Annotated in this window: 24 protein-coding genes; 9 read left to right on the forward strand and 15 right to left on the reverse strand. The window is 65.3% G+C overall.

Annotated features, from left to right (window positions below; genetic code table 11):
* Window positions 1–96: 96 nt before the first annotated feature.
* From ASB57_RS09305 to ASB57_RS09320, 4 genes are all read right to left on the reverse strand, one after another.
* On the reverse strand, window positions 97–1272 hold the full coding sequence (locus tag ASB57_RS09305) for an enoyl-CoA hydratase/isomerase family protein (RefSeq protein WP_057651971.1): 1176 nt from the start codon (window positions 1270–1272) through the stop codon (window positions 97–99).
* The gene (locus ASB57_RS09310) at window positions 1269–2429 is read right to left on the reverse strand and encodes an acyl-CoA dehydrogenase family protein (protein ID WP_057651972.1); all 1161 of its coding nucleotides are present in this window, start codon (window positions 2427–2429) and stop codon (window positions 1269–1271) included. The genes ASB57_RS09305 and ASB57_RS09310 overlap by 4 nt, the downstream gene beginning before the upstream one ends.
* Window positions 2430–2655: 226 nt before the next feature.
* On the reverse strand, window positions 2656–3027 hold the full coding sequence (locus ASB57_RS09315; RefSeq protein WP_057651973.1) for an RnfH family protein: 372 nt from the start codon (window positions 3025–3027) through the stop codon (window positions 2656–2658).
* Complete coding sequence (locus ASB57_RS09320; RefSeq protein ID WP_057651974.1) at window positions 3017–3451, reverse strand: type II toxin-antitoxin system RatA family toxin; 435 nt, start codon at window positions 3449–3451, stop codon at window positions 3017–3019. Before ASB57_RS09320 ends, ASB57_RS09315 begins: the two co-directional genes overlap by 11 nt.
* A 68-nt stretch (window positions 3452–3519) precedes the next feature.
* Here ASB57_RS09320 and smpB point away from each other — a divergent pair, with 68 nt between their 5' ends.
* Window positions 3520–3987 (forward strand): SsrA-binding protein SmpB, encoded by a 468-nt coding sequence (smpB, locus tag ASB57_RS09325; RefSeq protein WP_057651975.1) that lies wholly within the window; start codon window positions 3520–3522, stop codon window positions 3985–3987.
* Window positions 3988–3991: 4 nt separating this feature from the next.
* On the opposite strand, the gene ASB57_RS09330 is transcribed toward smpB, so the two are convergent.
* The 5 genes from ASB57_RS09330 to ASB57_RS09350 are packed head-to-tail and all read right to left on the reverse strand — an operon-like array spanning window position 3992 to window position 8453.
* Window positions 3992–4678 (reverse strand): hypothetical protein, encoded by a 687-nt coding sequence (locus ASB57_RS09330; RefSeq protein ID WP_156414109.1) that lies wholly within the window; start codon window positions 4676–4678, stop codon window positions 3992–3994.
* A 27-nt stretch (window positions 4679–4705) separates the two neighbouring features.
* A complete protein-coding gene (locus ASB57_RS09335) occupies window positions 4706–5851 on the reverse strand; it encodes a GGDEF domain-containing protein (protein WP_057651977.1) in 1146 nt (381 codons plus the stop codon).
* A gap of 24 nt (window positions 5852–5875) precedes the next feature.
* Window positions 5876–7024 (reverse strand): diguanylate cyclase, encoded by a 1149-nt coding sequence (locus ASB57_RS09340; RefSeq protein WP_057651978.1) that lies wholly within the window; start codon window positions 7022–7024, stop codon window positions 5876–5878.
* A 22-nt stretch (window positions 7025–7046) separates the two neighbouring features.
* Window positions 7047–7979, reverse strand: a complete 933-nt coding sequence (locus ASB57_RS09345; protein ID WP_057651979.1) for an SPFH domain-containing protein — start codon at window positions 7977–7979, stop codon at window positions 7047–7049.
* A gap of 36 nt (window positions 7980–8015) precedes the next feature.
* Entirely contained in the window at window positions 8016–8453 is a 438-nt protein-coding gene (locus tag ASB57_RS09350; RefSeq protein ID WP_057651980.1) for an NfeD family protein, read from the reverse strand.
* Window positions 8454–8614: 161 nt separating this feature from the next.
* Here ASB57_RS09350 and ASB57_RS09355 point away from each other — a divergent pair, with 161 nt between their 5' ends.
* From ASB57_RS09355 to ASB57_RS09385, 7 genes are all read left to right on the forward strand, one after another.
* Window positions 8615–9349 carry a glutamine amidotransferase gene (locus tag ASB57_RS09355; RefSeq protein WP_156414110.1) on the forward strand — a complete coding sequence of 245 codons (735 nt, stop codon included), beginning with the start codon at window positions 8615–8617 and terminating at the stop codon, window positions 9347–9349.
* A 93-nt stretch (window positions 9350–9442) separates the two neighbouring features.
* On the forward strand, window positions 9443–10291 hold the full coding sequence (locus ASB57_RS09360) for a bifunctional transcriptional activator/DNA repair enzyme AdaA (protein WP_057651981.1): 849 nt from the start codon (window positions 9443–9445) through the stop codon (window positions 10289–10291).
* 91 nt (window positions 10292–10382) lie between these two features.
* Window positions 10383–12032: an ABC transporter substrate-binding protein gene (locus tag ASB57_RS09365; protein WP_057651982.1), complete on the forward strand. Its 1650-nt coding sequence runs from the start codon at window positions 10383–10385 to the stop codon at window positions 12030–12032.
* Between the two features lie 29 nt (window positions 12033–12061).
* Window positions 12062–13039 (forward strand): ABC transporter permease, encoded by a 978-nt coding sequence (locus tag ASB57_RS09370; protein WP_057651983.1) that lies wholly within the window; start codon window positions 12062–12064, stop codon window positions 13037–13039.
* Window positions 13039–13938: an ABC transporter permease gene (locus ASB57_RS09375; RefSeq protein WP_082621491.1), complete on the forward strand. Its 900-nt coding sequence runs from the start codon at window positions 13039–13041 to the stop codon at window positions 13936–13938. Before ASB57_RS09370 ends, ASB57_RS09375 begins: the two co-directional genes overlap by 1 nt.
* Before the next feature lie 19 nt (window positions 13939–13957).
* Complete coding sequence (locus ASB57_RS09380; protein ID WP_057651984.1) at window positions 13958–15610, forward strand: ABC transporter ATP-binding protein; 1653 nt, start codon at window positions 13958–13960, stop codon at window positions 15608–15610.
* A gap of 39 nt (window positions 15611–15649) precedes the next feature.
* Window positions 15650–16948 (forward strand): NtaA/DmoA family FMN-dependent monooxygenase, encoded by a 1299-nt coding sequence (locus tag ASB57_RS09385; protein ID WP_057651985.1) that lies wholly within the window; start codon window positions 15650–15652, stop codon window positions 16946–16948.
* Window positions 16949–17023: 75 nt separating this feature from the next.
* Here the strand turns inward: ASB57_RS09385 and ppsA are convergent, their stop codons facing one another.
* Window positions 17024–19387, reverse strand: a complete 2364-nt coding sequence (gene ppsA / locus ASB57_RS09390) for a phosphoenolpyruvate synthase (protein ID WP_057651986.1) — start codon at window positions 19385–19387, stop codon at window positions 17024–17026.
* 159 nt (window positions 19388–19546) lie between these two features.
* Between ppsA and ASB57_RS09395 the strand changes: the two genes are divergently transcribed.
* A complete protein-coding gene (locus ASB57_RS09395) occupies window positions 19547–20377 on the forward strand; it encodes a pyruvate, water dikinase regulatory protein (protein WP_057651987.1) in 831 nt (276 codons plus the stop codon).
* Between the two features lie 116 nt (window positions 20378–20493).
* On the opposite strand, the gene ASB57_RS09400 is transcribed toward ASB57_RS09395, so the two are convergent.
* Genes ASB57_RS09400 through fabZ form a run of 5 tightly spaced genes read right to left on the reverse strand, consistent with a single transcriptional unit; the run spans window position 20494 to window position 24411 of the window.
* A complete protein-coding gene (locus ASB57_RS09400) occupies window positions 20494–21276 on the reverse strand; it encodes an RNA methyltransferase (RefSeq protein ID WP_057651988.1) in 783 nt (260 codons plus the stop codon).
* Window positions 21277–21285: 9 nt separating this feature from the next.
* A complete protein-coding gene (gene rnhB / locus ASB57_RS09405; protein ID WP_057651989.1) occupies window positions 21286–21936 on the reverse strand; it encodes a ribonuclease HII in 651 nt (216 codons plus the stop codon).
* Window positions 21923–23140: a lipid-A-disaccharide synthase gene (gene lpxB, locus ASB57_RS09410; RefSeq protein ID WP_057651990.1), complete on the reverse strand. Its 1218-nt coding sequence runs from the start codon at window positions 23138–23140 to the stop codon at window positions 21923–21925. The genes rnhB and lpxB overlap by 14 nt, the downstream gene beginning before the upstream one ends.
* Window positions 23141–23163: 23 nt before the next feature.
* Complete coding sequence (lpxA, locus tag ASB57_RS09415; protein WP_057651991.1) at window positions 23164–23958, reverse strand: acyl-ACP--UDP-N-acetylglucosamine O-acyltransferase; 795 nt, start codon at window positions 23956–23958, stop codon at window positions 23164–23166.
* The gene (gene fabZ, locus ASB57_RS09420; protein ID WP_057651992.1) at window positions 23959–24411 is read right to left on the reverse strand and encodes a 3-hydroxyacyl-ACP dehydratase FabZ; all 453 of its coding nucleotides are present in this window, start codon (window positions 24409–24411) and stop codon (window positions 23959–23961) included. It lies immediately after the preceding gene.
* Window positions 24412–24419: the final 8 nt, after the last annotated feature.

Genomic DNA, 24419 nt, shown 5'->3' on the forward strand with positions numbered 1-24419 from the left:
ATCTTGTTCTTGTACGACAGATTTAAAACAGGAAAACCCTGACGGGTTTTCCTTGAGCATTCAAACCATGTTCGGGAAACGCCTTGCCAAGCTTCCCTACGTCCCCAGATCCGCCAATGGATGCGGCAGGTGCGAAGGCCAGGGTTCCTGGAAGAACTTCTGCACCCATACGTCGCCCGCCTCGTCCAGGGTCGGCGGATTCCAGCGGGGCCGGCGGTCCTTGTCGATCAGCAAGGCCCGGATGCCCTCGGCGAAATCGCCGTGCGCGGTCGCCACGAGCGCCGCCACGTACTCCGCACGGAACACGTCTTCCAGCGAGCGCTGGCGCAGCCTTTGCAGCAAGGAGAACGCCAGCCGCACGGTTCCCGGCGAACCCGCCAGCATGGTCTTGGCGGCTTTCGCCAACCAGGGGTCGCTGTGCTCGGCCAGCCGAGCGATCTCGGCATGGATTTCATCCAGCTTGGTGCCCGAGCACACGTTGTTGATCATGAAGGAATGCTGGCGCAAAGGCCCCGGCTCCAGGGTCTCGCTGGGCTCCAGCGCGATCAGGGCGCGCCGCAGCAGCCCGTCATTGATGGAACGGGGCGCGAAGGACCCTTCCGTGTCCGTACTGGCGCCGCCACGCGAACCGGCCCAAGGCAGGTCCAGCAGGGACTCGACCAGGATCGGCCAGTCCGCATGCTTCACATGAAAGTCCGCCAGCCCGGCGAAAAACGCATCCGACGTATTCAACTGGGCGCCGGTCAGCGCCAGGAACAACCCGGTGTTGCCCGGCATCCGGTTCAGCAGCCAGCTGCCGCCCACGTCGGGAAACAGGCCGATGGACACTTCCGGCATGCCCAGGCGCGAATGTTCGCTGACCACGCGGTGGCTCGCCCCCATCATCAGGCCGATGCCGCCGCCCATGACGTAGCCATGGCCCCAGCACAGGATGGGCTTGGGATAGGCGTGGATCTGATAATCCAGGCGATATTCGACTTCGAAAAACTCGCGCGCATAGACATTGGCCCAAGCCCCCTGACCAGCCGTCTCGCGCATGCTGCGGTACAGGCCATGCAGATCGCCGCCCGCGCAGAACGCCTTGTCGCCGGCGCCCTGCAGCAGGACCATGACCACGTCGGGGTCATTGGCCCACTCGTTCAACCGATGCGTAAGGCTGCGCGCCATTTCCAGCGACAAGCCATTGAGGGTCTGCGGCGCGTTCAGCGTCGCCACCCCGATCTTCAGACCGTTGCGGGTCGCGCGTTCCTCATACAACACGGAATCGCTCATCGTAGTTCAGCTCCTTTTTCCAACAGCTGGCGGGCCACGATCACACGCATGATCTCGTTGGTCCCTTCCAGAATCTGATGCACGCGAGTATCGCGCACCAGACGCTCCAGAGGATAGTCCCGCAAATATCCGTAACCACCATGAATCTGCTGCGCGTCCAGGCAGATCTGGAAACCCATGTCGGTGGCGAAGCGCTTGGCCATGGCGCAATAGGTACCGGCGTCGGCCGCGCCCGCGTCCAGCTTGCAGGCCGCCAGGCGCACCATCTGGCGGGATGCCACCAGGTGCGTCGCCATGTCGGCCAGCTTGAACTGCAGCGCCTGGAACTCAGCCAGCGGCGTGCCGAACTGCTTGCGCTCCAACATATAGCGACGCGCCGCGTCCAGCGCGCCCTGGGCGGCGCCCACCGAGCAGGTGGCGATGTTGATGCGGCCGCCGTCCAGTCCCCGCATGGCCAGCTTGAAGCCCTGCCCCGGCTCGCTCAGCATATTGTCAGCCGCGACCTGGACGTTCTCAAAGGTGATGGCGCGGGTGGACTGGCTGTTCCAGCCCATCTTGTCTTCCTTGCGGCCGTAGGTGATGCCCGGCAGGTCGGCCGGCACGGCGAAGGCGCTGACCCCGCCGGCCCCATTGCCGCCCGTACGCGCCATGACGATCAGCAGGTCGGTATCACCGCCGCCGGAGATGAAAGCCTTGGCGCCATTGAGCAGGTAATGGGCGCCGTCGGGCCTCAGGGTGGCGCTGGTGCGCAAGGACGCGGCGTCGGACCCGGAACCCGGTTCGGTCAGGCAATAGGAGGCCAGTTTGGCGCCGGAGGACAACGCTTCGCCCCAATCGGCACGCAGGCGATCACTCCCCCACTTGCCCACCATCCAGGTCGCCATATTGTGGATGGTCAGAAAAGCGGTGGTGGAAGGATCGATCGCCGCCATCTCCTCGAAGACCAGGGTGGCGTCGAGCCGGGGCAGTTGCAGGCCGCCGATCTCCTCGCTGGCGTACAGCCCGCAGAAACCCAGCTGGCCGGCCTTGTGGAAGACTTCCTTGGGGAAGATGCCTTCGGCATCCCAGCGCGCCGCGTGCGGGGCCAGCTCGCCTTGGGCGAATTCGCGTGCCGCCTGGGCGTAGGCCTGCTGTTCCTCGGTCAGATCCAGATCCACGTTTGTCTCCTCTGGCGGCTTATGGCCGCGCTGCATTTTTACGTTGAAATGTGACGCAGGGCATACCGGTTTGCCGGGATCGCCGTGGCGACCCGCCCTGCGCGCCGGGGGCCTGCTGGAATATTACGCCAGCTTGACCCTTCCATTGACGTTGACGTTAACGTCAATCCATAAGCAGCATAGATCAAGGCGGCGCGCAGGACTGCCGTCCGGGCGACATTGCGTGTCAGCGGCGTGCTTTCGGGGTGCGTTGCGGCCGGCTCACGGGCATCTTGCGGCCCCGGTGGGCGGCGCGGCGGCGGCGCGATTCCATGGGATCGAAGGTCAGCGGGCGATAGATTTCGACCCGATCGCCGTCGCGCAGGGCGTCCTCGGCCTTGACGGCATGGCCGTAGATGCCGACGCCATGGGCCCAGGGGTCAACGCCGGGAAAGGCCTGCTCGTAACCGCTGGCGGCCAGGGCGTCGGCGACGCTGGCGCCGGCGGTCAGGGTCAGGCGCACCTGCCAGACCCGCTTGGGCCAGACCTGGCAGACCTGTACCGACAGCTGCCCGGCGGCGGCGCACGCCGGCTGGCCGGCCTCGGCCTTATTCACCATAAACGACTTGCGCCCGCTTGGTGAAGGAGTCGATGAAGCTGGTGGCGATACGGTTGAATACCGGCCCCACCACCATCTCCAGCGCGCGGCTGGAAAACTCGTATTCCATGGTGAACAGCACCTTGCAGGCATCGGGCGACAGCGCCTGGAAGTGCCAATGACCCACCAGCATGGAAAACGGCCCGTCGACCAGTTCCAGGTCGATGCGCTCCGGAAAGACGTGTTTATTGCGGGTGCTGAAACGCTGCTTCAATCCGGCAAAGCTGATGACGATGGAGGCCTCCATGCCATGCTCGTCGCGCGAGTGCACTTCAGCGCCCCCGCACCAGGGCATGAACTCGGGGTATTTTTCCACCCCGGCTACCAGTTCGAACATCTGGGCGTCGCTGTAAGGCACCAGGACGGATCTTTGTACGTTGTGCATCGACTATCGCAAATGGCTAGAATGACAGCATTTTACCGGCTATACGCGCCGGCACATGCCGGACTCCCATGAGCATTATCGATAATCGCAAAGCAAGCCACGAATACTTCATCGAGGATCGCTTCGAAGCCGGCCTGGTTTTAGAGGGCTGGGAAGTCAAGGCGATCCGCGGCAACCGGGTCCAGTTGAACGAAAGCCACGTCATCGTGCGCAACGGCGAACTGTTCCTGCTGAACATGCACGTCAGCCCCCTGGTGACGGCGTCCACGCACATCCATCCGGATGCGACGCGCACGCGCAAGCTGCTGCTGAAGGCCGAGGAAATCAGCAAGTTGATCGGCAAGGTGGAACAACGCGGCTACACCCTGGTGCCGCTGAATCTCCACTACAAGAATGGCCGCATCAAGCTGGATTTTGCCCTGGGCCGCGGCAAGAAGCTGCATGACAAGCGCGACACCTCGCGCGACAAGGACTGGGCGCGCGAGAAAGAGCGCATCATGAAGCACGACACCCGCAACGCGCGCCGCGACGACTGACCGCCTAGCGGCCCCGTGCCGCCAGCTTCGCGCCCTGGCCCAGCAGACGATCATGGATCATCATGAGTATGCCCAGCGTCATGCCGGGCAAGGTCACCAGGCCGACACTGAAATAGATGTTCTGGATCGTCGACGCCTGCGCCAAGGCATTGATGGAATCCAGCCCCAGGAAGTACACCCCTGAGCGCCAGACGTGCATCAGGCCCAGCCCGACGGCCATCACGATCGTGAAGAAATACGAGAACGCCGCGCGATTCCGGGGCCGGTAGCGCCACACCAGTACGGCGATCGCCATTGACATCAGGCCCCGCAAGGCTGACACGGTGGCCGTGCGGTAGGCCCAATCCGGCCAGACGTACCAGCGCAGCGTCAGCACCGTGATGTAGACCACCGTCAAGACGCTCAGTGCCACCCACGGCACGCTCAAGCCGAAGAACTGCCGCAAGCCCGCCCAGGTCAGCACGATGCCAAGGCCGAACAGCGTGCTTCCCAGCAAACCGAACGGCAGCCACGGCAGCACCGGATTCAGGGGTATCGAGGTATTGAACGCCACGCCGACGCAGCTTATCGCCGACGCCCAGGCACACATGCTCACGCCGGCCAGACCGCCCCGGCGCAGCGAGAACAGGATGCCCGTCATCAACAGGCAGATGACCAGCACTACGATGAGCCATAAAGTAGGAGTAGGCATATTGTTATTTCTCTTATTTGTTGATCATCAACGCACCACGATGCAATCCCTTCCCTCTTCCTCGGCCGCCGCCAAGGCCTGCGCGGCCCGTCCGAGCAGCGCTTGCGCGTCCTCGTGGCCATCCCATTCCACCACTCCGCCGCTGAACGTATAGCCCATGGACCAGCTGCCGTAGGTACATGCGGTATCGCGCACGGTCTGCAACAGCTTGCCGCTGGCGAACTGCGCGGCATCGATGCGGATATCGGGATAGAGAACGGCGAACGTCTCCCCTTCCAGGCGACCGAGCAAGTCCTCCTCGCGCAGCACGGCGCCCGCCAACATGACGAAGTGCTGCAGCACCGCGTCGCCCAGCAGACGCCCGCAGGTGTCGTTGATGTGCTGATAGTGGTCGATCTGCAGCACCAGCACGGAGAATCGCTGGTCGTTGCGAGCCGCGCGCAACGCCGTCTTTTCCGCCATCAGCCACCAGGCCTTGCGCGACAGCGCCCCCGTCGAACCGTCCATGCCCGCCTCTACTTCCCGCGTGGACAGCAGGCGGTCATGCGCCATGATGATCATCCCCAGGGTCAGGCCAGGCAGGGTCAGAAGGATGAGTGACACCAGCACCGTCTGGAATATCGATGCCTGCGCAAGGGTGTCGACCTGCTCCAGATTAAATAGATACACCAGGCTGCGCAGCGCATGCGCGACCGCCGACAGCACGGCCACCGCCAGCATGAATACATAAGGGTAGGCCGGCCGGTGCAGCGGCCGGTAGCGCAACACGGTGGCGGCAATGGTGGCCGCCAGGGTGCAAAGCATGATCGACATGATGACCACGCGGACGGCAAAAACGGGCCAGACGTAAAGGAAAAACCCGAGTCCGACCGTTTCCATGACGACGATCAGCACCAGCCCGCGCACGGGCACGGGACGGCCGAAGAACTGCAGGACGGCGCCCACGTACAGGGCCATCGCGGCCCCCAGCAAAGGATTTCCGACCATGATGCCGAGGATCGGCGGCAATACCGGCCGGGCCGCAAGGATCAACACCGCCAGCACCGTCAAGGCCGCCGCCAGGAAGCAGGACCGCAAGCCCGGGATGCCCGCTCGCGCCAGCGCGCCCGAGGGTCCCAACATGATCAGGCAGGCCAGCATCGCGATGACCATCATGATAGTGGGACCGATCATGCCGGCAGTTCTCCCCTTGATCGCTTAGCGATGTGCCACGATTCGATCCCTGCCGCCATCCTTGGCGGCGTTCAGCGCTTCACCGGCGCGCTGGGCCAAAGCCTGCGCGCTCTCTTCACCATTCCATTGCACCAGCCCACCACTGAAGGTGTAGTTGATGGACCAGCCGCCCTGGCTGCACGCGCTGCCCCGCAAGACCTGACGCAGTTTTTCGCTTGCGAACAGCGCCGCGTCGATGCGGGTATCGGGGAACAGCACGGCGAACTCTTCGCCCCCGATACGCCCGACGATTTCCTCGCCGGGCAGCACGTCGTCCGCAAGTGTACCGAAATGCTGCAGAACTGCATCACCTAGTTGATGCCCGTAGGCATCGTTGATTTTTTGCAGGCGGTCGATGTCCAGCATCAGCAGGGAGAGTTGCTTGTCCGTGCTCAAGGCGCGGGCCACGATCTTTTCCGCCAGCAGCCACCAGGCATTGGTCGACAACAGCCCGGTCAGATGGTCGGTGTCCGGCTCGGACTCCCGTTCCTCCAGCATGCGGTCGTGGATCATCATGATCATCGCCAGGGTCAGGCCCGGCAGCGCCATCAGGCCCACGCCCAGGAACACGATCTGCATCGGCGAGTATTGCACCGGCGCGGCGGCGCTATCGTTACGCAGCAGGTAGACCATGCCCCGCACGGCGTACCCCACTGCCACGAACATCGCCACCCCCACCGTAAGCGTGTACGGGTAAGCCGGGCGGTGATAGGGCCGATTGCGCAATACGGTGATGCCGATGGCCGCGGCCAGCAGCGCGTAGATGGCCGATACGAACACCAGATGCGTGGAGGTCTCGCGCCAGGCGTACCAGACCAGGACCAGGCCGGCGAACTCCACGCCAAGCACGACGGCCATGACCGCCACGGGCAGCCGCTGCCCGAAGAACTGCCGCACCGCCACCAGGTAAAGGACCATGCCCAGGCCCATGGCCATATTGGCCACGAACACGCCCAGGATGGGCGGCAGCACCGGCTGGGCGGTCGTCAGCGCGATGCCCAGGGCTGTGGCGCAGGCGGCCTGGATGCAGGCCTTGACGCCGGGAATGCCGCTGCGCATGAGCGAGCCCAGCACGCCCAGCATGAGCAAACTGGCCAAGCCCATGACGATGAATAGCGTCGTGGCTTCGGCCATGATGGTCAGCGTGCGGAGTGGGCTAGCGTGGCGTGGCTTTGACGATGGACATGGCGGTAGCCACCATGCTGCCCATGTCCGCGACGTTGGCCGGCAGGATCAGCGTGTTGCCCTGCTTGGCCACGTTGCCGAAGGCCTCGACATAGCGTTCCGCTACCTTCAGGTTGACGGCCTCCATGCCGCCGGGCTGGCGCACGGCCTCGGCCACCTGGGTGATGGCCTTGGACGTCGCTTCCGCGATGGCCAGCACCGCTGCCGCTTCGCCCTGGGCCTGATTGATCTGGGCCTGCTTTTCGCCTTCGGAGCGGGCGATCGCCGCTTCACGCTCGCCGGTGGCGATGTTGATCTGCTCCTGGCGGCGGCCTTCGGAGGCCGCGATCAGGGCGCGCTTTTCACGTTCGGCGGTGATCTGGGCCTGCATCGCGCGCAGGATTTCATTCGGCGGGGTCAGGTCCTTGATCTCATAACGCAGGACCTTGACGCCCCAGTTCAGCGCCGCCTCGTCCAGCGACGCCACGATGGTGGTATTGATGAACTCGCGTTCTTCGAAGGTGCGGTCCAGCTCCAGCTTGCCGATGACCGAACGCAGCGTGGTCTGGGACAGCTGGGTGATGGCGGAAATATAGTTGGACGCCCCGTAGGACGCGCGCATCGGGTCGGTCACCTGGAAATAGAGCACGCCATCGACCTGCAGCTGCGTGTTGTCACGCGTGATGCAGACCTGGCTGGGCACGTCCAGCGGGATTTCCTTGAGCGAATGCTTGTAAGCCACGCGTTCGACGAAGGGAATGACGAATCCCGCGCCGGGCGACAGCACCCGGTCGAACTTGCCGAGCCGCTCCACGACCCAGGCGTGTTGCTGCGGCACGATGGCGATCGCCCTCACGATGATCAGGATCACCAGCAGAACCAGGACTATCAAGACGATGGAAGAGGGATCGAGCGTGGTGAACATCTTATGGATCTCCGTGAGAATGACGACAGGGTCGTCTTATGAATGAGCGGGGACCGGACGCGGCGCCACGATAAGGCTGCTGCCGCGTACCGCCGTGATGATGAATTCCCCGCTTTGGGGCGGATAACCCGGCGCCAGTTCCACCTGCCAGCTGGCGCCGCGGTACTGCGCGCGGGCCGTGCCGCCCGCCTCCCAGGCATCCACGCGCACCGTCTGGCCGATGTCCAGGTTCACATCGGCATTGCGCGTGGCATCGACTTCACGTTTTTTCAACACGCCGGCCCGGCGCAGGATCAGCAGGCCCGCCAGCGCGACGCCGCAGCAGATCAGCAGTTGCGCTTCGATATTCAGGCCCGCGAACGCGGCCAGGCCGCCCGCCGCCAGTCCAACGGCCACCAGCAATAGATAGAAAGTGGTCCCGCCGGCGATTTCCCCGATCAGCGCGAGGACAGCCAATCCGAACCAGATCCACATAGATTTCTTCTCCGCGAGACTTCAGGTCCGGACAGCGCCCGGTCGACAGGGATTGTACGATTTTGGGATCATTCCTGTCGGCCTGGATTTAGTGGGTGGATTATCATGGCGCCAGCGGCCTGCCCAGGCCGCCCCGCGATCCGCTGCAGAGTGACCCCATCTTGGACCGATCCGACCTTCCCGTTCTGATTCTTCATACCGGCAACCCCAACGCCAAGCTCTCCGAGCGCTTCGGCGGCTATGCCCACTTCATGCAGGCGGCCGCCGGCCTGGACGATGACGACGTGCATATCGTGCCTGTCTATAAAGGCGCGCGGCCGCTCGCACCGCAGCATTACCGCGCGGCGTTGATCACCGGATCCCCCGCCAACGTCACCGACCACGATGCCTGGGGCGAGGAAACGGCGGTCTGGTTGCGCCAGGCCGCTCAGGACGAGCTCCCCATGTTCGGCATCTGCTACGGACACCAATTGTTGGCGCACGCCTTGGGCGGACGGGTCGACTACAACCCGGCCGGCCGTGAAGTCGGCACGCGTCAGCTCGAATGCAGCGCCGACGATCCTTTGCTGGAAGGCTTGCCGCGCGCCTTCCCGGTACAGACCATGCACGAACAGACCGTGGTCGAACTGCCGCCGGGCGCCCGGTCGCTGGCGGCTACCGCCATGGACGGCAACCAGTTGCTGCGTATGTCCCCGAATATCGTCTCCAGCCAGTTCCATCCGGAGTTCGCCGTCGATTTCATGCGCGAACACCTGGGTCTTTACGCCGACGTTTATGCCCGGGAAAAAATCGATGCGGGCCAGCTGGCCGGCGAACTGCGCGACACGCCGGAATCCGCCAGTTTGCTGCGCCGCTTCCTGCAGCTCTATGCCTCGCGCGCACCCTTGGCGGCCTGACCCGCGCCGAACGCAATAAGCGGAGTGACGGGGACGGCGGCCATTTGCGAAGATGGCTCATCGCGCATTGCCATGCGCCGCAAGGAGTCCACCATGAACGACAACGCCATGCCCATCCCCCGCCATGCCGCCCTGGTCGAACAGGCCTGCCGCGCGATGGAAGCCGGCGACACGCCGGACCTCGCCGCCCTGGCCGAGCAGGCGGGCCTCAGCCGCTTCCATTTCCACCGCGTCTTCAAATCCCTGACCGGCATCACGCCCAAGGCTTATGCCAGCGCCTTGCGCGCCGCCCGCGCCCGCCGCGAACTGGACCAGGGCAGCAGCATCACCCAGGCGCTCTACGACGCCGGGTTCAATTCCAGCGGCCGTTTCTACGAGAACACCACGGCCATGCTGGGCATGACGCCCACCGAGCGGCGCCGTGGCGGCCTGGGCCTGGACATCCGTTTCGCGGTCGCCCAATGCACCCTGGGTGCGTTGATGGTGGCGGCCACGCCCAAGGGCATCTGCGAAATCGCCCTGGGCGACGATGCGCCGGCGCTGGTGCGCGAATTGCAGGACCGCTATCCGCAAGCGACTCTTGAAGGCGCCGACGACGGATTCAAGCATTGGGTTGCCGCCGTGGTGGGCTACGTGGAGAATCCGGCGCAAGGCCTGGATCTGCCGCTGGACGTGCGCGGCACCGCCTTCCAGCAACGGGTCTGGCAGGCCCTGCGCGCCATCCCGCCCGGCACCACCATTACCTATACCGAACTGGCGCAACGCATCGGCTCGCCCACCGCCGTGCGCGCGGTGGCACGCGCCTGCGCCACCAATCCCGTGGCGTTGGTGATCCCCTGCCATCGCGTGGTGCGCCAGAGCGGCGAACTCGCAGGCTATCGCTGGGGCGTGACGCGCAAGCTCGAACTGATCACGCGCGAAGCCGCGGCGAAACAAGCCTGACGCGCCCAATGAGCATATGGGGAATCAGTCTGATTCTCCGCGCCCGTATTCCTGATAATGCCTGTGTCATCCAGCATAGTTGGGAGTATTCATGCGTTTCGAGCGCCGCACTTTCTTGAAACTGGTTTCGGCGGGCGTTGCCGCCACGTGGGATGGGTTGGCGCCATTGGGCTTGAACACCGCCGTGGCCGCGCCCGCCCTCGGCGCGCGGCGCGAAGGTGGAGAACTGACGTTCCTCATCGACAACCTCGATACCGGTTGGGGACCCAACGAAAAGATCGACAACTTCACGGGCGTGGTCTGGGGCCAGATCGCCGACAAGCTGGTCTACGTCGATGAGAAAGGCCAGCCCACGCCGTGGATCGCCGAACGCTGGGACGAGAACGCCCAGCAAACCGAATTCACCCTGCATCTGAAGCATGGCGTGACCTTCTCCGATGGCAGCGCGGTGGATGCGCGCACGGTCGCGGCCAACATCGACTTCTGGGCCAAGGGCGACCCCAGCCGCGGCATCGCGCGCCTGGGCCTGTTCCCCTCCGAACATTACCAAGGCGCCGTCGCGGTCGACGACCATACGGTGCGCGTCACGTTCTCCAGCCCCACCTTGAGCTTCATCGGGACGCTCGGTTATCACAAGACGGTGCTCAAGACCCTGGCCAGCATCAACCTGAAAACCGAGGAACTGGGCGACCTGGGCAAGCAGGTCGGCAGCGGCCCGTTCACCGTCGCCTCCTGGCGCCAGGGCGATAGCGTGGTGCTGGTCAAGCGCAAGGACTACAACTGGGGGCCAGCCGCCATCGGCCACCAGGGTGCGGCCAGCCTGGACCGCATCACATTCAAGGTCGTGCGCGACCCCTCACTGCGCGCCGCGGCCGTCGAGGCGGGCCAGGCCGAGGTCGCCTTCAATGTCTCGCCGCAGGAACTGCGGCCCCTCAAGGCCAAAGGCTTGAAGGTGACGGTGCCGGAAGCGCTGGGTTTCACCGGCGGCTATCGCGTCAACACGCAGACTCCGCACTTCGACGACGTGCGCCTGCGCCGCGCCATCCAGCACGCCATCGACCGCAAGGAAATCCTCAATACGGTCTTCACCGACGACTGGAAGCTGTCGGTGAGCCTGCTGCAATCCAATGTCCCGGAAGCGGTCGACCTGAGCAAGCTGTTCGCCTACGATCCCGACACGTCGCGGCGCCTGCTCGACGAAGCCGGCTGGAAGGCAGGCAAGGACGGCTTCCGTACCAAGGATGGCCAGAAGCTGGAGTTCAAGCTGTACGCCAGCCCCTGGGTCAGCACGTCGCGCCAGGTCGGCGAGGTAGTCAGCCAGCAATTGCAGCAGGTGGGCATCAATGCCGCCTTGCAGGTGGTCGACGTGCCCACGTTCAATGCGCGCGTCCGCAACAACAACAGCGTGCCGTTTTCCGAATCGTCGCGCAGCTTCCTCGATGCGGGCGTAGTGGGTAGCGCGCTGACCAATGCGCACAAGGGCGACGACTGGTTCAAGCTGGGCCAGAGCGACGCTACGCTGAACCGTCTGGCCGAAGCGATCACCACGGCGGCGGACCGCAAGCAGCGCGCGCAGCTGCTCGCCGACGCGCAGCGCTACGTCATCGAGCAGGGCCTGTTCATCCCCATCGTGGAGCTGGTGCAGCGGCTCTATGTGCAGACACCAAGGCTGCAGGGAGAAGCCTACGGCGGCGCCGGCTACGTGCTGTATCACGGCGCCTGGCTGGGCCAGGAAGGTTAAGGCCGGTTTACTCCGCGCCGGACAGTCCCATGCAAACCCCGCCGTACTTGCGCTATGCCCTGCGCCGCCTGGTCCACGCCATCGGCGTCATCCTGGCGGCCTACGTCCTGACTTTCCTGGTCATCAGCGTGCTGCCGGGCGACCCCATCTCCAACACGCTGTTGAACCCGGATAGCGGTTTCACGGAAGCCGACATCAAGCCCATCATCGCCTACTACGGCCTGGACCGGCCCGTGCTGGAGCAGTTGTGGCTGTCGCTGTCGCGCTTCGTGACCGGGGATTTCGGCGTGTCCTTCCGCTCCAGCATCGCCGTGTCGACGATGATCGCCCAGGCCCTGCCCCCGACGCTCGCCCTGGCGGGGTCGGCGCTGGCGGTGGCATTGGCGCTGGCCATGCTGATCTCCTATGGCGCGCTGAATCTGCCGCCAAGGCTGGGCCAGGGCTTGCTGCGTGCCCTGCCCTCGCTGTACTTGGCTATACCCGGCTTCGTCATCGGCCTGGCCCTGATCCAGATCTTCGCCTTCCAATTCGGCCTGTTCCGCATCACCCAGCCCGACAGCGCGACGGCCACGCTGTTCGCCGCCATCACCTTGGGCATCCCGGTGTCGGCGCATATCGCCGAGGTGCTGATCGCCAATCTCGACCACGAAGCGCGCCAGGAGTACGCCACGGTGGCGCGCGCGCGCGGGCTGGCGCATACACGCCTGTTCTTCGCCCATTTGCTGCGCCCCTCTTCCCTGCCGGTGGTCACCATGATCGCGCTGGCCGTGGGCGAGTTGCTGGGCGGCTCGCTGATCACCGAGACGATCTTTGGCCGCAAGGGTGTCGGTTCGCTGGTGCAGAGCGCGGTGGCGACGCAGGATTTTCCCGTGCTGCAGGCGGTCGTGTCGCTGGCAGCCGTCGTATTCGTGGTGGTCAACCTGGCGGCGGACCTGATCTATCCCCTGCTGGATCCGCGTCTGCGTTCAGGCGGACGCGCGGTCAACCCGACCGAGGCGGTGTCCTGATGGCGCACATACAGGCGGCCAGCGTGGCCGCGGATGCACGGGATGCCGGCTCGAGCGGGCCAGCGACGCGACCGGCATGGTGGCGCGCGCGCCGCCATAGCTTCGACGGTGCGGGGCTGCCGCTCGCGGCGGCGGTCGCGCTGGTCATCCTGGCGCTGGTCCTGGCGGCCTCCCTCTTCCCCGAATGGTTCACCAGCCAAAGCCCCTACATCGGCAAGACCGCGCAGAAGCTGCTGCCGCCCAGCGCGGCCCACTGGTTCGGCACGGACCACCTGGGGCGCGATGTGTATGCCCGCGTGGTGTACGGCGCCTGGTCCTCGGTCACCAGCGCGTTCATCGCGGTGGTCATCGGCTTGTTCGCGGGCGGCCTGGTGGGCCTGGCCAGCGGTTACGGCGGCGCCTGGATCGACGCCCTGTGCGCCCGCCTGATCGACGTGCTGCTGTCCATCCCCAACTTCCTGCTGGCGGTGGTCATCGTCAGTTCCTTCGGTTTCCAGACCACCAACGTCGCCATCGCCACCGGCGTGGCCGCGATCGCCGTGTTCGCCCGGCTGATGCGCGCGGAAGTGTTGAAGACCCGTGCGTCGGTGTTCGTCGAGGCCTCCGCCCTGGCGGGTGGGTCGCGCTGGCACATCCTGCTGCGCCACGTCCTGCCCAATGCGCGCCGGTCGGTGCTGGCCCTGGCGGTGTTGCAGTTCGGGACGTCCATCCTGGTCATCGCCGGCCTGGCTTTCCTGGGCTATGGCGATCCGCCACCGGCTTCGGACTGGGGCCTGCTGGTGTCCAACGGCAAGGATTATCCCAGCGCGCCGTGGCTGGTCTATGCCCCGGCCGCCGTGATCGTCGCCACCGTGCTGAGCGTGAACCGACTCAGCCGCTGGATCCGCCGCACCCGCTGACCCCTTCATGGAGGCTTGCATGCTCTACGCCGTTACCCCCGCGGAAATCCTGCGCGTCCAGAATCTGTCGGTGTCCTATGGTGGCAACGGCCGCCAGGTCCTTGACGGTGTCGACTTCGCCCTGGCCCGCGGCCGCAGCGTGGCCCTGATCGGCGAGTCCGGCTCGGGCAAGTCCACCGTGGCCAAGACGGTGTTGCGCCTGTTGCCTGCAAGCGCTCGCGTGCTGGGTGGACAGGTTTTCTTCAGGGGCCAGGACATCCTGGCCCTGCCGGAAGCGCGCGTGCGCGCCCTGCGCGGCCGGGCGCTGGGCTTCGTCCCGCAGGATCCACAGAACGCGCTCAATCCCGTGCGCACCATCGGCGCCCAGGCGCACGAAGCCGCGCGCCTGCTGGGCCTGGACGATGTGGCGGCGGAGCGCGAACAGATCCTGGAAGTTTTCGAGCTGGTCGGCCTGAGCGACCCGCGCCGCGTGTATCGGTCCTATCCGCACCAGCTGTCGGGCGGCATGCTGCAACGCGTGCTGATCGGCCTGGCGGTGCTGCCCAAGCCCGCCCTGCTGGTGGCGGACGAGCCGACCTCGGCGCTCGACGTGACCATCCAGAAACGCATCCTGGACCTGCTGACCGATCTGCAGTCGCGGCTGGACATCAGTCTGCTGCTGATCACGCATGACCTTGCCATCGCCGCCGAGCGCGCGGACGACGTGGTGGTGCTGCGCGGCGGCGTGGTGCAGGAAAGCGCGCCTGCCGCCCGGATCTTCCTGGCCCCGGCGTCGGCCTATGCGCGCCAGTTGCAGGCCGACGTCCCGGCCTTGAATCCGGACCGGTATCGACCCGCGCAAGCAGCCAACGCCGGCGCGCCGGCGCTCGTCGAAGTCCGCAACGCGCGCAAGTCGTTCCAGGTGGATGGGCGCCCCGTGCATGCCGTGGACGACGTGTCTTTCAACGTGGCTCGCGGCAGCACCCACGCCCTGGTGGGCGAGTCCGGCTCGGGCAAGACCACGCTGGTCCGGCTGCTGCTGGGCCTGGAACAACCCGACACGGGCGCCCTGCGCGTGGCGGGACAGCCGGTGCACGGCCGCGACGATGTCGCGCTGCGCACCCTGCGCCGCGATCTGCAGCTGGTCTACCAGAATCCCTATACCTCCCTGGATCCCACGTGGCGCGTCCGCCGCATCCTGCGCGAGCCGCTAGACCGCTACGGCATCGGCGCGCGCGGCGAACGCGACGCGCTGGTGCGCGCGCAATTGCTGGCCGTGGGCCTGGCCCCCGACATGCTGGAACGCCGCCCGGAAGCCCTGTCCGGCGGCCAACGCCAGCGCGTGGCGATCGCCCGCGCGCTCATCCTGCGGCCGCAAGTGCTGGTGCTGGACGAGCCCACGTCAGCCCTCGACGTCAGCGTGCAGGCGGGCATCCTGGACCTGCTGGTCGACCTGCAACGCCAACTGGGCCTGACCTACCTCTTTGTCTCGCACGACCTGGCGCTGGTACGGCAATTCGCCGACAACGTCACCGTGCTCAAGCACGGCAAGGTCGTGGAGCAAGGCAGCGTGGAGCAGGTGTTCGGGCGTCCGCGCGATGCCTACACGTGCTCGCTGCTCGCTGCCATTCCCCAGCCACGTCCTGCGGCCCAGGCCTGGGAACGGCTTCCCCTGCTCAAAATCGCGGTGTGAGCGCCGCGGCCAACCTCGACCCATTCCTGGAATCCATCCATGTCCGCCCGCCCAGATCGCCTGGTACTCGTCGCTTTCGCCGACCCCAATGCCTTCTACCAAGGCAACCCCGCTGCCCAGCGCAGGCTCGACCGCTTCCAGATCGCCAACTTCGTCGAGCACGCGCAACTGGCGGAGCAGGCCGGTTTCGACGCCCTGTTCAAGCCGGATTTCCTGGGTTTCGACGCGCCCAAAAAGGAAATCCGCGCCCGTGCGGGCTACGAGCCGCTGTCGCTGCTCAGCGCCCTGTCGCAGCACACCCGGCGCGTGGGCCTGATCATCACCGAATCGACGTCCTATACCGAGCCCTATAACGTCGCCCGCTATCTGACCTCGCTGGACAACCTGAGCGCCGGCCGCGCGGGGTGGAACGTGGTCACGTCCTACTATGGCGAGGGCAACTTCGGCAACGGCGTCCTGCCGCCGCTGGCGGAACGCTACCGCCGCGCGGACGAGTTCATGGCGGTCACCTACAAGCTGTGGTCAGGCTGGAAGGAAGGCGCCGTGACCCATACCGACGCAGGGATACGCTTCGACGGCAACTTCATCGATGAAACCCACTTCACCGGCGACTACTACCGGGTCAAGGAAGCGCTGGACATCGCCCCGGGGCCGCAGGCCAGACCCGTCATCGTCCAGGCCGGCGCGTCCGAGGAAGGCCTGGACTTCGCGGCCCGCCACGCGGAGATCGTGTTCGCGGCATCGCCCGACCGCGCGTCCGGCAGGGAGTTCTATGCCGATCTGAAACGGCGCGTCGCCGCGCATGGGCGACAACCGGAAGACCTGAAAATACTGCCCGGGTTGAACATCTTCATCGGCGCCACGCACGCCGAGGCGGAAGCCCTGAACCGCGCCCAGTTCACCGACCGCAATCTGCTGAACTATCGCGACAAGATCATCCGCGAGGCGCCGCTGTTCAAGCTGGGCGACCTGCGCCTGGACGACCTCATCCCCGCCGCCGCAGTGCCGAGCAAGGCGGCCCTGGCTCAGGTGGAGCGGCGTCGCAGTCGCGGCCTGCTGTTGCATGAGTATCTGTCACGCCCGGGCATCACCTTGCGCGACTTCCTGATCGAGGTCTACGGCTTCGGCCACCTGACGCTGATCGGTACCGCGTGGACCATCGCGGACGAGATCGCCGCGTGGTTCGACGACCGCGCCGCCGACGGCTTCGTGTTCAAGGGCGGCAATGACTTCCGCGCGGTGGCCGAACAGGTGCTGCCGCTGCTGAAGGAAAAAGGCATCCTGCGGGTGCCTGAAGGCGATGGACTGACCTTTCGTCAGGCGCTGGCGCGGTATTGATCCGGCTAAGTTCAAGAAAACGGGCCGCCTCTGGTAAGAGGCGGCCCGTTTTCTTTGGGCTGGAATGCGACCCGATTACTTGGCCAGTTGCTGCCAGGTATCGACAACCGTATCCGGGTTCAGCGACATCGACAGGATGCCTTCGTCCTTCAACCATTGCGCGAAGTCCGGGTGGTCGCTGGGGCCCTGGCCGCAGATACCCACGTACTTGTTCGCCGCCAGGCAAGCCTTGATGGCACGGCGCAGCATGAACTTCACTGCTTCGTCACGCTCGTCGAAGTCCGCCGCCAGCAGTTCCATGCCGGAGTCACGGTCCAGGCCCAGGGTCAGCTGGGTCATGTCGTTCGAACCGATCGAGAAGCCGTCGAAGTGCACCAGGAACTCGTCGGCCAGGATGGCGTTGGAGGGCACTTCGCACATCATGATCAGGCGCAGGCCGTTTTCGCCACGCTTCAGGCCATGCTTGTCCAGCAGGCCCACCACGCGCTCGGCCTGGCTGACCGTACGGACGAAGGGAACCATGATCTCGACGTTGGTCAGGCCCATCTCGTCACGCACGCGCTTGAGCGCTTCGCATTCCATGCGGAAGCACTCGTCGAACTCCTCGGCGATGTAGCGCGACGCGCCGCGGAAGCCCAGCATGGGGTTCTCTTCCTCGGGCTCGTAGCGCGAACCGCCCACCAGCTTGCGGTACTCGTTGGACTTGAAGTCCGACAGGCGCACGATCACCGACTTGGGCCAGAAGGCCGAAGCGATGGTGGCGATACCTTCGGCCAGCTTCTCGACGAAGAAGGCGCGCGGGCTGGCGTAGCCACGGGCGGCCGATTCCACGGCTTTCTTCAGCTCGCCATCGACATTCGGATAATCCAGCACCGCCTTCGGGTGGATACCGATGTTGTTGTTGATGATGAATTCCAGACGCGCCAGGCCCACGCCTTCGTTGGGGATCTGGGCGAAGTCGAAAGCCAGCTGCGGGTTGCCGACGTTCATCATGATCTTGACGTCGATCGGGGGCATTTCGCCGCGGCGTACTTCCTCGACCTCGGTTTCGATCAGGCCGTCATAGATGCGCCCTTCGTCGCCTTCGGCGCAGGACACGGTGACCGACTGGCCTTCCTTCAAGTCGTCGGTGGCAGTGGCGCAACCCACCACGGCCGGGATGCCCAGTTCACGCGCGATGATGGCCGCGTGGCAGGTACGGCCGCCACGGTTGGTGACGATGGCCGAGGCACGCTTCATCACCGGTTCCCAGTTGGGATCGGTCATGTCGGTGACCAGCACGTCGCCCGGCTGGACCTTGTCCATTTCGGACACGTCGCCGACGATGCGCACGGGGCCCGAGCCGATCTTCTGGCCAATGGCGCGGCCGGTGACCAGCACGGTGCCGGTGGCCTTCAGGCGGTAGCGCTGCTGCACATCGGTATTCGACTGCTGCGACTTCACCGTTTCCGGGCGTGCCTGCAGGATGTAGATCTTGCCGTCGACACCGTCGCGGCCCCACTCGATGTCCATCGGGCGCTTGTAGTGCTTTTCGATGATGACGGCGTAGCGGGCCAGTTCGGTCACTTCCTCGTCGGTCAGCGAATAGCGGTTGCGCTCCGAGACGGGCACGTCGACCGTGCGCACGGCGCGGCCTTCGGGACGCTCGGGGTCGAATTCCATCTTGATCAGCTTGGAGCCGATACGGCGGCCGACGATGGGATAGTGGCCCTGTTCCAGCGTGGGCTTGAAGACGTAGAACTCGTCCGGGTTGACGGCGCCCTGCACCACCGTTTCGCCCAGGCCGTAGGACGACGTGACGAACACCACGTCCTTGAAACCGGATTCGGTGTCGATGGTGAACACCACGCCGGCGCTGCCCTTGTCGGAGCGCACCATACGCTGGATGCCGGCCGACAACGCCACTTCGGCGTGGGCGTAGCCCTTGTGGACGCGATAAGAGATGGCGCGGTCGTTGTACAACGACGCGAACACGTGGCGGATCTTGTCCAGCACGTCATCGATGCCGACGACGTTGAGGAAGGTTTCCTGCTGACCGGCGAAGGACGCATCCGGCAAGTCTTCGGCGGTGGCCGACGAACGCACGGCGAACGTGCCCTTGCCGTCGCTGTCCAGCTCGGCGAAAGCGCTGCGGATCTGCTGCTCGAACTCAGCCGAGAACGGCTCATCGACCAGCCATTGGCGGATTTCCGCGCCGGCCAGGGCCAGTTCACGGACGTCTTCCGGATTCAGGGTGGACAGACGGTCGGCGATACGCTTGTCCAGGCCGGACGTCTGCAGGAAGTCGCGGAAAGCCTGGGCGGTCGTGGCGAAGCCGCCCGGGACGCGGACACCCGCGCCGGACAGCTGGCTGATCATTTCGCCGAGAGAAGCGTTCTTACCTCCTACCGAGTCCACGTCCGTCATGCGGAGCTGCTCGAAAGAAACGACATACGACATTGAAGTCACCTTTTACAATGGAATGAAAGCGAGTTTGGTCAGGACATTTCCACGCCCTGACCAAACTGGCCTTGGGACCGCTCTTGGGGTGACTTATCGGGGTCCGATTGTACCCGGTCAGCTTCTCCTTCCCTCCTGCCCCGTTGGAATTTTTTACATATGTCCACACCCCCTACCGAACGCACCGTCTACATCGTCTCGGACAGCACCGGGATCACCGCCGAGACCTTCAGTCACTCGGTGCTGGCCCAGTTCGAGGAAGTCAATTTCCGCCAGATTCGCCTGCCCTTCGTCGACACTTTGCAAAAAGCCGAGGAAGCCGCCCTGCGCATCGACCGCAATGCCGCGGAGACGGGCATGCAGCCCATCGTCTTCAGCACCCTGGTGCATCCTGAGATCATGGCGCGCGTGCGTCAGGCCAACGGCATCTTTCTGGATTTGTTCGGCACCTTCGTCAGCCACATCGAGCAGGCCCTGGGGCTGAAATCCAGCCATTCCATCGGGCGCTCGCACATGGCCGCGAACAGCGAGAAATACCGCAACCGGATCGATGCCATCAACTTCAGCTTATCCCATGATGACGGGCAATTCGTCACCAATCTGGCCGAGGCTGACGTCATCCTGGTGGGGGTTTCGCGCTGCGGCAAGACGCCGACCAGCCTGTATCTGGCGATGCAGTACGCGGTCAAGGCGGCCAATTTCCCGCTGATTCCGGACGATTTCGAACGTGGCGCCTTGCCCAAGACGCTCGCGCCCTACCGCGACAAGCTGTTCGGTTTGACCATCCAGCCGGATCGCCTGGCCGAAGTCCGCAACGAGCGCCGCCCGAACAGCAAATATGCGTCGATCGAACAGTGCCGCTACGAGGTGATGGAAGCCGAACGCATGATGCGGCTGGAAGGCATAGACTGGCTGTCGACCACGACCAAGTCGATCGAGGAAATCTCGACGACCGTCCTCCAAGAGGTCGGCCTGGACCGCGCGCTGTAGAAGGCCCCCCCGTACCGCGCGGAGCGCGGCCCCCCAAGGGGGCGACACTGGCGGACTGGCAAAGCCAGCTCCGCTGTGTCCGCGATCAGGGAGGCCAGTGCTTTTGGCAAAAGCGCCTACCCGCGCGGCAGGTGACGTCTTCTCTGATCGAATAGACAGATGGCGGCGGCGGCGGCGACGTTGAGCGACTCGACGGCGGCGCTGTCATGCGGAATCCGCAGCCGCAGGGTCGCGGCGGCCAGCAGCTCCGGCGCCACCCCCTGCCCTTCGTGGCCGAACACCCACGCGCAGGCGGGCGGCAAATCGGCGTCGTAGAGCGATTGCGAGCGTTCCAGGGTGGTGGCGGCCAGGGGCACGTCCAAACGGCCCGTCAGCGCCAGCAAATCCACCTTCTCGTACACCTGCAGCGCGAAGTGCGCCCCCTGGGCGCTGCGCAAGACCTTGGGCGACCAGGCGGCCGCACAGCCTTCGGACAGCATGACGTGGCGGATACCCGCCGCCGCGCTGGTACGCAGCAAGGTGCCCACGTTGCCGGGATCCTGCACGCGGTCCAGCAGCACACAGCCCTCCGTCACGCGGGCCGGCAGAACGGGCCGTGGCGGCTGCACCAGGAACAACACCCCCTGGTCGCTTTCCACGCTGGCCAGCCCGTGCAGCAGCCGCGGCTCCAGCGCTACGCAGCAGTCGGCCGGCAATCGCGCGGCCAGAGCCGCCAGTTCAGGCCGGTCCAGCCGCTCGGCATCAAACAGCGCCCGCTGCGGCACGCCCTGATGCTGCAACCAGGCCTGGCACAGATGCACGCCGTCCAGCAAGGCCGGCGCGTCACGCCGCCCGGCGGCCGTGGCGATGCGGTGCAGGTCCTTGACCAGCGGATTGTCGCGCGAGGCGATGTGCTTCATGGCAGCAGCTCAGTCCGCTACCAGTGAAATGGTCGTCTCGACGATCGTGACGTCGACTTTGCTCGCCCACGCCTTGATCGGCGCGAAGCTCTGCCGGTGCTCCGGGCAAGGCCCATGCTCGCGCAGGCGCTCCAGGTGCAGCGCCGTGCCATAGCCCTTGTGCTGGTCGAAGCCGTAGTGCGGATACTTGCCGTGCAGGCGCACCAGGTCGGCATCGCGTGCCGTCTTGGCCAGGATGGAGGCCGCCGAAATCGCTGGCACCAGGGCGTCGCCCTTGATGATGGTCTTGACGCCGCATTTCAGCTTGGGCGCCTGATTGCCGTCGACCAGGGCCAGCCCCGGCTGCATGGCCAGGCCGGCCACGGCGCGCTGCATGGCCAGCATGGTGGCGCGCAGAATGTTGAGTTTGTCGATTTCCTTGACGCTGGCCTTGGCGATGAACCAGGCGTGAGCGTTGGCGCGGATCAGCAGCGCCAGTTCGTCGCGCCGTTCTGCGGTCAGGATCTTGGAGTCGGCCAGCCCGGCGACGGGCCGGCTTGGATCCAGGATGACGGCGGCGGCGTAGACGGCGCCGGCCAGGGGGCCACGGCCCGCCTCGTCCACGCCGGCCACGATAACGTCAGCCAGGCCATCCATGCCAAAAAGGTCAGACTGATCCACGTGAGGACACCTCGATGATGGCCTGCGCGGCAAGCGCCGGCGTATCGCGCAGCAAGTCCCGGTGCAGGGCCGTGAAGCGCGCCTCGACCCGCGCCGCATTGGCGGTGTCGGTCAGCGCCGTCCACGTGGCCTCGGCCAGCTTTTCAGGCGTGGCGTCGTCCTGCAGGAGTTCCGGCACCGCGAAGTCGCGCAACAGCACATTCGGCAAACCCACCCAGGGCAGATACGGGCGCTGCTGTTTCGACTTCCACGACATGATACGGCGCATCCACGTCGGCAGATAGTAAGAGATCACCATCGGCCGCTTGAACAGCGCGGCTTCCAGGGTGGCCGTACCGCTGGCCACCAGCACCGCGTCCGCCGCCTCCATGACGCTCCAGGCCACCGGCGCGGGAGCGCTCCGGCCATTGCCCTGCCCGGCCAACGCGGGCGCAGGTGCGGCGACGGGGGCCGCGTCTTCCGCCGTAACGATGCGCAGGTTGGACACCGGATATTGGCGCAGGAAGCCTTCGAACTCGGCGCGCCGCTGGGCGCTGACCATGGGCACCACGCACTGCAAGGCCGGGTCGCGTTCCTGCAACAGGCGCAAGGCCTGCAGGAAACGGGGCGCCAGCACCTTGATTTCGGAAGAACGGCTGCCGGGCATCATTGCCAGGATGCGGGCGCCCGGCTCCAGCCCCAGGCGCGCCCGTGCTGCGGCGCGGTCCGGTTGCATGGGGATGGTGCCCGCCAGGGGATGACCGACGTAGGTGACCGGGATGCCTTCCTTCTGGTAGATCTCTTCCTCGAACGGAAACAGCACCAGCATGTGCGACACCGCTTCGCGGATCTTGTGGATACGCTCGTAGCGCCAGGCCCAGATCGACGGGCCGACGAAATGCACCGTCGGCACGCCGGCCTGCCGCAATTGCAGCTCCAGCTTCAGGTTGAAATCCGGCGCGTCGATGCCGACGAACACCGAAGGCGGTTGCGCCAGCAGGCGCCGCTTGGTGTCGCCGTAGATGGACAGCAGGCTGGGAATACGCTTGAGCGCGTCGACATAGCCGAACACGGTCAAGGCATTCATGGGGTGCCAGGACTCGAAGCCCTGGGCCAGCATGCGCGGACCACCTATGCCCTGGAACTGGAGGCTGGCATCGTGATGATGCAGGCCATCGATGATACGGGCCGCCAGAAGATCGCCGGAAGGCTCGCCGGCGACCATGGCGATACGCCCTGGCTTTGCGGTCACGGCCGGATGATGCCGCGGTTGCTGACTTCGATGAAGTCCAGCATCACTTGCAAGGCTTCCCGCGTTTCCGGCTCCTGCTCCTGGCGTTCGCGCAATTGCGCGGCGGCTTCCTGCAGGGACAGGCCACGACGGTAGATCGACTTGTACGCATCGCGCAGGGCCGAAATGACGGCGGGCGAGAACCCGCGGCGCTTCAGGCCCTCGACGTTGATGCCCACGGGCCGGCACGGATTGCCGCCGGACAGCACGTAAGGCGGCGTGTCCTGCATCAGCGAGCTGTTGCCGCCGGTCATGCTGTGCGCGCCGATGCGGCTGAACTGATGCACGCCGACCAGGCCGCCGATGATGGCCCAATCGCCCACGCGCACATGCCCACCCAGCTGAACCGAGTTCGCCAGGATGGTGTTGCTGCCGATGTGGCAATCGTGCGCCACGTGGACATAGGCCATGACCCAGTTGTCGCTGCCTATCGTGGTAACGCCGCCGTCCTGCACCGTCCCGGTGTTGAAGGTGACGAATTCGCGGACGGTGTTGCGGTCACCGATTTCGAGCCGGGTGGGCTCGCCGGCGTACTTCTTGTCCTGCGGCATCCCGCCGATCGAGCAGAACCGGTAAAAACGGTTCTCGCGACCGATGGTGGTGACACCGTCGATGACGCAATGTGGGCCTATCTCCGTCCCCGCGCCGATGCGCACGTTGGGTCCGATCACGCTGTACGGGCCGATGACCGCACTACTGTCGATCTCGGCCGCCGGGTCGACGACGGCGGTGGGATGGATATTTCCGGACATTTAAACTTCCAGGCTGCGGATGGCGCACATGAGCTTGGACTCGGCGACCAGCTGGCCGTCGACCAGCGCACGGCCGGAGTATTTGCAGATGGTACGGCTCAGGCGCTCGGCCTCGACTTCAATGCGAAGCTGATCGCCAGGCACTACCGGGCGGCGGAAACGCGCGCCGTCGATACCGACGAAATAGTAGACCGTCGAGTTGTCGTCTTTCTTCAGCGCGCTTTCGTCGGCGAAGGAAAACAGCGCGGCGGCCTGCGCCATGGCTTCCAGGATCAGGACGCCAGGCATGACGGGATGGTGGGGAAAGTGTCCCGTGAAGAACGGCTCGTTGATCGAGACGTTCTTGATTGCGACGATGGATTTACCAGGCTGGATGTCGAGCACGCGATCGATGAGTAGCATCGGGTAGCGGTGCGGCAAGCGGTCCAGGATCCCTTTGATGTCGAGTTCCATGTTTTTAA

The sequence above is a fragment of the Bordetella sp. N genome (assembly GCF_001433395.1).
Lineage (GTDB): Bacteria > Pseudomonadota > Gammaproteobacteria > Burkholderiales > Burkholderiaceae_B > Bordetella_C.

Excerpts from the sequence above, each read along its gene's own strand:
- ASB57_RS09305 (WP_057651971.1), bottom strand. The coding sequence starts at position 1,272 with ATGAGCGATTCCGTGTTGTATGAGGAACGCGCGACCCGCAACGGTCTG.
- ASB57_RS09315 (WP_057651973.1), bottom strand. The coding sequence starts at position 3,027 with ATGGTGAATAAGGCCGAGGCCGGCCAGCCGGCGTGCGCCGCCGCCGGG.
- ASB57_RS09320 (WP_057651974.1), bottom strand. The coding sequence starts at position 3,451 with ATGCACAACGTACAAAGATCCGTCCTGGTGCCTTACAGCGACGCCCAG.
- smpB (WP_057651975.1), top strand. The coding sequence starts at position 3,520 with ATGAGCATTATCGATAATCGCAAAGCAAGCCACGAATACTTCATCGAG.
- ASB57_RS09330 (WP_156414109.1), bottom strand. The coding sequence starts at position 4,678 with ATGCCTACTCCTACTTTATGGCTCATCGTAGTGCTGGTCATCTGCCTG.
- ASB57_RS09335 (WP_057651977.1), bottom strand. The coding sequence starts at position 5,851 with ATGATCGGTCCCACTATCATGATGGTCATCGCGATGCTGGCCTGCCTG.
- ASB57_RS09340 (WP_057651978.1), bottom strand. The coding sequence starts at position 7,024 with ATGGCCGAAGCCACGACGCTATTCATCGTCATGGGCTTGGCCAGTTTG.
- ASB57_RS09345 (WP_057651979.1), bottom strand. The coding sequence starts at position 7,979 with ATGTTCACCACGCTCGATCCCTCTTCCATCGTCTTGATAGTCCTGGTT.
- ASB57_RS09350 (WP_057651980.1), bottom strand. The coding sequence starts at position 8,453 with ATGTGGATCTGGTTCGGATTGGCTGTCCTCGCGCTGATCGGGGAAATC.
- ASB57_RS09360 (WP_057651981.1), top strand. The coding sequence starts at position 9,443 with ATGAACGACAACGCCATGCCCATCCCCCGCCATGCCGCCCTGGTCGAA.
- ASB57_RS09365 (WP_057651982.1), top strand. The coding sequence starts at position 10,383 with ATGCGTTTCGAGCGCCGCACTTTCTTGAAACTGGTTTCGGCGGGCGTT.
- ASB57_RS09370 (WP_057651983.1), top strand. The coding sequence starts at position 12,062 with ATGCAAACCCCGCCGTACTTGCGCTATGCCCTGCGCCGCCTGGTCCAC.
- ASB57_RS09375 (WP_082621491.1), top strand. The coding sequence starts at position 13,039 with ATGGCGCACATACAGGCGGCCAGCGTGGCCGCGGATGCACGGGATGCC.
- ASB57_RS09380 (WP_057651984.1), top strand. The coding sequence starts at position 13,958 with ATGCTCTACGCCGTTACCCCCGCGGAAATCCTGCGCGTCCAGAATCTG.
- ASB57_RS09385 (WP_057651985.1), top strand. The coding sequence starts at position 15,650 with ATGTCCGCCCGCCCAGATCGCCTGGTACTCGTCGCTTTCGCCGACCCC.
- ppsA (WP_057651986.1), bottom strand. The coding sequence starts at position 19,387 with ATGTCGTATGTCGTTTCTTTCGAGCAGCTCCGCATGACGGACGTGGAC.
- ASB57_RS09395 (WP_057651987.1), top strand. The coding sequence starts at position 19,547 with ATGTCCACACCCCCTACCGAACGCACCGTCTACATCGTCTCGGACAGC.
- ASB57_RS09400 (WP_057651988.1), bottom strand. The coding sequence starts at position 21,276 with ATGAAGCACATCGCCTCGCGCGACAATCCGCTGGTCAAGGACCTGCAC.
- lpxB (WP_057651990.1), bottom strand. The coding sequence starts at position 23,140 with ATGGTCGCCGGCGAGCCTTCCGGCGATCTTCTGGCGGCCCGTATCATC.
- lpxA (WP_057651991.1), bottom strand. The coding sequence starts at position 23,958 with ATGTCCGGAAATATCCATCCCACCGCCGTCGTCGACCCGGCGGCCGAG.
- fabZ (WP_057651992.1), bottom strand. The coding sequence starts at position 24,411 with ATGGAACTCGACATCAAAGGGATCCTGGACCGCTTGCCGCACCGCTAC.